The sequence below is a fragment of the Frisingicoccus sp. genome (genome assembly GCA_016298055.1).
Lineage (GTDB): Bacteria > Bacillota > Clostridia > Lachnospirales > Lachnospiraceae > Frisingicoccus.
Genome location: JAEDDO010000097.1, coordinates 1 through 6,892 on the forward strand (window position 1 = coordinate 1; position 6,892 = coordinate 6,892).

At 42.5% G+C, this 6,892-nt stretch carries 7 protein-coding genes; 2 read left to right on the forward strand and 5 right to left on the reverse strand.

The features are described 5' to 3' along the window. Positions 1–237 precede the first annotated feature (237 nt). Positions 238–510 carry a hypothetical protein gene (locus QZZ35_RS08015; RefSeq protein ID WP_291236928.1) on the forward strand — a complete coding sequence of 91 codons (273 nt, stop codon included), beginning with the start codon at positions 238–240 and terminating at the stop codon, positions 508–510. A gap of 89 nt (positions 511–599) precedes the next feature. Further along, positions 600–1,229, forward strand: coding sequence for a TIGR01906 family membrane protein (locus tag QZZ35_RS08020; RefSeq protein WP_291236929.1), 630 nt, complete (start codon positions 600–602; stop codon positions 1,227–1,229). On the opposite strand, the gene QZZ35_RS08025 is transcribed toward QZZ35_RS08020, so the two are convergent. The 5 genes from QZZ35_RS08025 to QZZ35_RS08045 all read right to left on the reverse strand — a co-directional run. Beyond that, positions 1,210–3,105: a hypothetical protein gene (locus QZZ35_RS08025; protein ID WP_291236930.1), complete on the reverse strand. Its 1,896-nt coding sequence runs from the start codon at positions 3,103–3,105 to the stop codon at positions 1,210–1,212. The genes QZZ35_RS08020 and QZZ35_RS08025 overlap by 20 nt on opposite strands. A 12-nt stretch (positions 3,106–3,117) precedes the next feature. After that, the gene (locus tag QZZ35_RS08030; RefSeq protein ID WP_291236931.1) at positions 3,118–4,371 is read right to left on the reverse strand and encodes a competence/damage-inducible protein A; all 1,254 of its coding nucleotides are present in this window, start codon (positions 4,369–4,371) and stop codon (positions 3,118–3,120) included. Beyond that, positions 4,371–4,913: a CDP-diacylglycerol--glycerol-3-phosphate 3-phosphatidyltransferase gene (gene pgsA / locus QZZ35_RS08035; protein WP_291236932.1), complete on the reverse strand. Its 543-nt coding sequence runs from the start codon at positions 4,911–4,913 to the stop codon at positions 4,371–4,373. Before pgsA ends, QZZ35_RS08030 begins: the two co-directional genes overlap by 1 nt. Next, positions 4,897–6,234 carry a 30S ribosomal protein S12 methylthiotransferase RimO gene (rimO, locus tag QZZ35_RS08040; RefSeq protein ID WP_291236933.1) on the reverse strand — a complete coding sequence of 446 codons (1,338 nt, stop codon included), beginning with the start codon at positions 6,232–6,234 and terminating at the stop codon, positions 4,897–4,899. The genes pgsA and rimO overlap by 17 nt, the downstream gene beginning before the upstream one ends. Continuing rightward, positions 6,234–6,892, reverse strand: a 659-nt coding sequence (locus QZZ35_RS08045) for a bifunctional 5,10-methylenetetrahydrofolate dehydrogenase/5,10-methenyltetrahydrofolate cyclohydrolase (protein ID WP_291236934.1), incomplete at its 5' end; no start/stop codon positions are given. The genes QZZ35_RS08045 and rimO, both read right to left, overlap by 1 nt.

A 6,892-nucleotide genomic window follows, 5' to 3' on the forward strand; every position in this document is an offset into this window, starting at 1 on the left:
GATCAGGTAACTGGCGGAACAAATACACAGGATATTAAACAGATTACAAAAGAACCTTCTCTTAAAAGTGCGAATTCTGCATCAAATACAGTTCAGGCAGAAGCCGGATTTTTCTCCTCAGATCAAGAAAAGCTTAATGGTGGTTTCTTCTCTGAGGAAAACGAAAAATAGTCTGTCAACAATTTAGGCCGGTTGCTCTAATGTAAATCATAGAATCGATTATAGGAGGAATTTATAATGAATAAAGAAAACTTTTCTTTGAATGACGAAGAACTTAAAGAGATCAGTGGTGGATTTATAGATATAGGTCCTCAAGTAAGCTGCAATAAGATTTGTTCCAAGTGCGGCGGGCATGTGTACCATCAAGCTGGAATTGTAGCCGTGTATAGTTCCGGTCAACGCGATCTCATCGGTCTCGCTTATTTCTGCGAAGGCAACGGTGTTGATCAGGGGCCTCACGAATTTTCTGTTGTTGGAGGCGAAGAAGGCCATTGTATGCCTGCTGAGTAAAAAAAGAAGCTATCATGACGCAGCATTTTGCTGCGTCTTTTTTTACATAAATGTGTTATACTTATATACAACGCAATGGAGGTTTTATTATGTTCAAACATTTTTTTACAGCGCTTGCTCTTACGTTATGCATCATCTCTGCTTCTGTCGTCATAACATTGAATTTTCGCCCTCTTTATTACGCGGACATTCATCATTTTAATCTTGCAGAGGAGACAGGTTTCTCTGAAGAAATGATTCGGAAAAACTATGATGTATTAATCGACTATAATTCTGTATTTTATCACGGTGAACTTTCCTTTCCTGATCTTCCCATGTCAACGGAAGGGCGCATCCACTTTATCGAAGTGAAAAATATTTTTGTCTTTATCCAGGCAGTCCTGCTTCCTGTCGGCTTTATCGGCAGTCTTGCCGGCATTTTTTTATTAAAAAAACAGAAGCCGGTTTATTTAAAACTGACTTCTGTACTTTCACTGACTATACCGGCTGTTCTCGGCCTTTTGATTGCCGCTAACTGGGACCGCTTTTTTGTTTTATTTCACAAATTGTTTTTTAATAATGATTACTGGATATTCGATGAAACAACGGATCCTGTCATCCGCATTCTTCCCGACGGCTTCTTTCTTCACTGTGCCTTCATGATTCTTTTTCTTATCATCCTCGGCAGTGTGATCTGTCTTTTTTGTTACCGCAGACAAATCAGTAAATACGAAGGATGAGACGAAAACTGGTGAATACCCATACGACAAGGGCCACAACGCCGATCGTCATAAAAATAATATTTTTCCCTTTGAACAGATCCGCCTTCATCAGGTATTTTTCCCGATGGCGTATATATCCGACAATATGTCTCAGATTGATCACAAAAGACAGGATTGCCGCGATAAAGCTGATCCACCATAAAAAAAGCTGGGTGATTCCGGAATAATTGGTTATTTCTCCTTTTGATTTCACAATGATAATTGAATCTTTTGTTGTACATGTCAAAATATTATTCTCGGTGATCATATCCGAATGTCCGTTTTCCTCAAAGGATACCGCATAGCCTTTCGGATATTCAATAGAATATTCAATCTTTTCATTCACAGATGCACTTCCGAGAAAGCTTTCCAGATTGATTCTGTCTTCAAAAGCAAGGGTCTTTGTCTTAAGTTTTTTCTTCATCTGGCCGCCTCTAAGAAGACTTGTATATTCCTCTGCGTCTTCATTGACGGAGCCGTCCAGAAAGAAACTTGTTTTTCTGGACAAATCTTCCTCATTCTCAGCCTCAATTCGGACAGTGTATGTTGTCTCATTTCCAGATTTCGTCTGATCAAGCACCATATCTTCACTCATCCGTGAGCGCAGACGCTCTTCAAAATTTTCTCCGACAAGCTCGGCCTGATCTGAACTGAATATAAAATTCAATTCTCTTTCCAGCAGATCGCCTGTGCCGACTTTTGTCGCGATCCGGATCTTCTGGATGTCCACAGCGTAGGTCAGGCTTACCTGTACCTTGTCTGAAGGACCCACATTCATAAATATGCTCGTATATTTATTTGAGTTGTCAAAAGAATAGTTTTTCAAGAAGCCTGTTAAAGATTCACAGGAATCAAAAGCATAATCGGAACTGACATTCAGTTTATAAACAAGCTCCGTATCTGCCCGGCCGAAATCAAGAAAATAGGAACCGTCCAGATACATGACAATATCTTTGCGGGCTTTAAAAGGATCCGCCTCATCACCATTCTCCGTCACTTTAAATTCACATTTGTCTGTATGCAATACAGAATTTAACTGAGAAATAAGTGTTTTTTCATTATAGGTACTGAATTCGATCGTATACACCCGCTGCTCATTCACATTGGTAACATCATAGACACCTCCGTCGGGAAGAAGTCCTTTAATAACTTCGTCCATATCATCTCCCATGTCATAATAGGTATCCTGATTTACAAAAAAGTTCAGAGCAACTTTAAAAGAATCATCATCATTCATTGTCAGCTCCACAGACAATGAGTCAAAAGCATGTGACTCCATCTCTTCTACATGAATATGAACTTCCGTTTCATATGTCTGACCATTATAACTGACAATATTTTTACCATTTTCAAAAATATCTTCCAGCTTCATGTCAGCAAACTGGCTATTCTCCTCTTTCAGAGCATCCACAAGCCATCCGAACAGATCTCGCGAAGTAAAATTTTCCTGAAGCATAAAGCCGTCTTTAAAAACAGAATCTGAAGATTCATAATAAATGCCCGGTGTCTTTCCGAGAATCTGTCCGATCTTGTTCGTATAATCTTTGAGATTGGCGAAGGCCAGAGTCATGGTTATCTCCACGCCCTGATCTGTTTCATCTGCTGAACACAAAAGGGTGGAAGGACATTTTGCTGTGACCATGCTCTGCAATGCTTCCAGATCACTTTTAAATGCCTGCCGAAAAATGCTGGCAGGGACAAGGGCTGACATTGTTCGCGTCCCTTTAAAAGAAGAATCCATCTCAAGGGTTGTATCAATGGTCATCTTTTTACCGCCTGTGCATCCACAGACTGCCCACATCACAAGGCACAGTACCACTGCAAGAAACCACTTTTTCTTGTCTTTTGTGTTCATAGGCAGCCTCCTTTATTCTTCCCCGCTCTGGCGGATACACCGCCGCAGCATATCCAAACCTCTTTTTACTGTAATCTCACGGATTTTCTGACGATCACCGTTCATATGATAACATTCAACCCAGACTTTTCCGTCAATACAGCATCCAATATAAACAAGACCCACCGGTTTTTCTTTTGTGCCGCCATCCGGTCCTGCAATTCCCGTGACAGAGATAGCAGCACGGGCATTGGCCGCTTTTGCAGCCCCCTTTGCCATCTCGCGGGCACAGGCTTCGCTGACTGCACCTTCATTTTTAAGCGTTTTTTTCTTCACACCTAAAAGTTTATGTTTTGCATCATTGGAATAAGTAATGTAACCTTCATTAAATACTTCCGATGCCCCCGGCACATTGACAAGTGTTGAGGCAACCATGCCGCCGGTGCAGGATTCTGCTGTCGCAATGGTCATATTACGACGTTTTAAAAGGCTCACCACGTGCTGTTCCAAAGTCTCGCTTTCTCTTGTCGTATAAACTTTATCACCAAAACGTTCTTTTATCTCTTTAACGATTGGCTTAATACTCTTACGGGCAGCTTTTGCGTCTGTACCGCTTGCCGTTATTCTTAAATGGACTTCTCCGCCCTTTGCATAAGTTCCGATGGTTGGATTTGTCTGCGCAGAAATAAGATCGGATAAAGCTGCAGCCACCCTGCTCTCGCCCATACCGCAGATCTTTACCGTTTTTGAACAGATGACCTGCTGATTACGTCCTGCAAGATATGGCGCAATACTTTCTTCAAACATCATCTTAAGCTCTTCCGGCGGTCCCGGCATTAAAATGACAAGTTTATTCTCATCAACAGGAACAATCATTCCCGGCGCTGTTCCGTTATGATTTTCAACGATTTCGGCCCCTTCAATGACCATCGCCTGACGCCAGTTATTACTGGAAGGATTTTTTGCTCCCATCCGCTCAAAATACTGCTGGATCTGCTGATGGATCTCAGGAACCTCATACATCTGTCTTCCGAGTACTTTTGCCACTGTTTCCCGGGTAATATCATCTTCTGTTGGTCCGAGTCCGCCTGTGAGAAGTACAATATCAGAACGCCCAAGCGCTGTACGGATGGCATCAGAAAGACGTTCCTCATTATCCCCCACAGTTACCTGATAATAATTGGACAGTCCGAGTACCGCACATTCCTCTGCAAGATATCTTGCATTTGTGTTTGTAATGTTTCCAAGCAAAATTTCTGTTCCGACAGATATAAATTCAATAACCATTACATTTCGCCTCCAAGTACCTCTTTATTTTTCACAAGATAGTCAATGAGAGAAATAATTGTTAAAATAAGAGAAGCATAAACTAAAATCTGTTCAATAATATAAATTGTATGACTCGTCGCAGCCATGCCGCCGAAATTCGGAATCATGAAAATGATCGTCACCATTGTCACGGCTGTCTTTATTTTTCCCCAGTAACCGGCAGCAATAACCTTACCGCCTTCGGCAGCAACAAGACGAAAACCGCTGATAATAAATTCACGGCTGATAATAATCAGTACGATCCATGCCGGAATTCGCCGAAGCTCTACAAAGCAGATCAATGCCGCTGCCACAAGCAGTTTATCTGCCAGCGGATCCATAAATTTTCCAAAATTTGTTACAAGATTATATTTTCTTGCAATCTTTCCATCCAGCATATCTGTCAGACTTGCCACGATAAACAGGATGTCCGCAATGACGACATTACCTGTGAGATAGAAAAATACAAAAAATGGAATCATGATCACTCTGAGTACTGTTAATTTATTCGGTAAATTCATAGATTACATCTCCTGTCAAATCATATTCATCCGCTCCGGTTACTTTTACAGTCACAAAATCTCCGGAAATAATTTCTTCTTCCGCATGAATAAAGATATATCCGTCCACCTCCGGAGCATCTCTGTAAGTACGGCCAACATAAATACCTTCTTCCGGAATCCGTCCTTCCACAAGCACATCAAGGGTTTTCCCAACCATCTGCTCTGTCTTTTCGGCAGATATCTGCTGCTGCAGAAGCATCAGCTCATCTCGCCGCTCTTCTTTAACTTCTTCCGGCACCTGATCCGGCATACGCTCCGCCGGCGTTCCTTCTTCCGGTGAGTAGGTAAATACACCGAGACGGTCAAAACCCATCGTTTCCACAAAAGACTTCAGATTCTCATGATCTTCCTCTGTTTCTCCCGGAAAACCAGTGATCAGGGTTGTTCTAAGAGCAATATCCGGTATCTCACGGCGCAGCTTTCCGATAATATCTTCCAGCTCCTGTCTTGAAGTTCTTCGTCCCATACGTTTTAAAATAGCGTCGCTGCTGTGCTGAATCGGCATATCCAGATAATGGCAGATCTTCGGTTCTTCTTTGATGACCTGAATAAGCTCATCCGTAATCTCTTCCGGATAGCAGTAAAGAAGACGGATCCATCGGATACCTTCCACTTTGCACAATTCTTTTAAAAGCATCGGAAGACGCTTCTCACCGTAAATATCCTTTCCCCAGGTCGTTGTCTCCTGTGCCACGATATTGATCTCTGTCACACCGCTTTCAGCAAGCTGTCGGGCATCCTTCAGCACATTTTCCAGAGGAACACTTCGGTAATTACCTCTCAATTTCGGTATGATGCAGTAGGTACAATGCTTGTCACATCCCTCACCAATCTTAAGATAGCTGGAATACCCTCCGGTCGTCAGGACTCTTCGTGTATTTACAAGCGGCAGTCTGTCAATGGATTCGAAGGACTGTACACGTTCGCCTTCCAGTGACCTGTCAATGACGTCACAGATCCTATCATAAGCTGTTGTGCCGACCACCGCATCCACTTCAGGCAGCTCTTCAAGTATTTCATCTTTATACTTTTCAGCCAGACAGCCTGTGACAATAAGTAAGCGGCACTGTCCGCTTTTTTTCAGCTCCGCCATCTCAAGAATCGTCTGTATACTCTCCTCTCTGGCATCATGAATAAAACTGCATGTATTGACCACAATGACTTCCGCCTCAGCCTCATCATTTGTAATATCGTGATGCCGGTCCCGCAAAAGACCCAGCATCACTTCAGAATCTACAAGATTTTTATCACATCCAAGTGAAACAAATAAAATTTTCATTAACAAATCTCCATTTCAGCCGCCTGAACACAATTATACATGAGCATGGCAATTGTCATCGGACCTACACCGCCCGGTACAGGTGTAATTGCGGAAACAAGAGGAAGAACATCCTCATAGTCCACGTCCCCGCAGAGCTTATTCTGTTCATTGCGATGAATACCGACATCGATGACAACGGCACCCTCTTTTACATATTCATGGTTAAAGAATTTCGGTTTTCCAATAGCAGCAACCAGAATATCCGCTCTTTTGCATACTTCTTTTAAGTCCTTTGTGTGAGAATGACACACGGTTACTGTACCATTTTCTCTTAACAACAGTAATGCCATCGGTTTTCCGACAATGTTGCTGCGTCCGACAACAACACACGCTTTACCGTCAATTTCAATGCCGCTGCGTTTTAAAAGCTGAATGATTCCGGCAGGTGTACAGGAAACAAATCCAGGCTGACCGATGCTCAATGCACCCACACTCTGAGGATGGAAACCATCCACATCCTTTTCAGGTGCGATCGCTTTGATGATCTTGTCCTCATTAATGTGCTTTGGCAGCGGAAGCTGAACAAGAATACCATGAACATCTCTGCTCATATTCAGCTGCTCAACGAGAGAAACCAGTTCTTCTTCTGTCGTTTCTTCCGGAAGCTCGTAAGCTA

Coding starts and splice junctions, on each gene's coding strand:
- QZZ35_RS08015 (WP_291236928.1), top strand. CDS start 238: ATGAATAAAGAAAACTTTTCTTTGAATGACGAAGAACTTAAAGAGATC.
- QZZ35_RS08020 (WP_291236929.1), top strand. CDS start 600: ATGTTCAAACATTTTTTTACAGCGCTTGCTCTTACGTTATGCATCATC.
- QZZ35_RS08025 (WP_291236930.1), bottom strand. CDS start 3,105: ATGAACACAAAAGACAAGAAAAAGTGGTTTCTTGCAGTGGTACTGTGC.
- QZZ35_RS08030 (WP_291236931.1), bottom strand. CDS start 4,371: ATGGTTATTGAATTTATATCTGTCGGAACAGAAATTTTGCTTGGAAAC.
- pgsA (WP_291236932.1), bottom strand. CDS start 4,913: ATGAATTTACCGAATAAATTAACAGTACTCAGAGTGATCATGATTCCA.
- rimO (WP_291236933.1), bottom strand. CDS start 6,234: ATGAAAATTTTATTTGTTTCACTTGGATGTGATAAAAATCTTGTAGAT.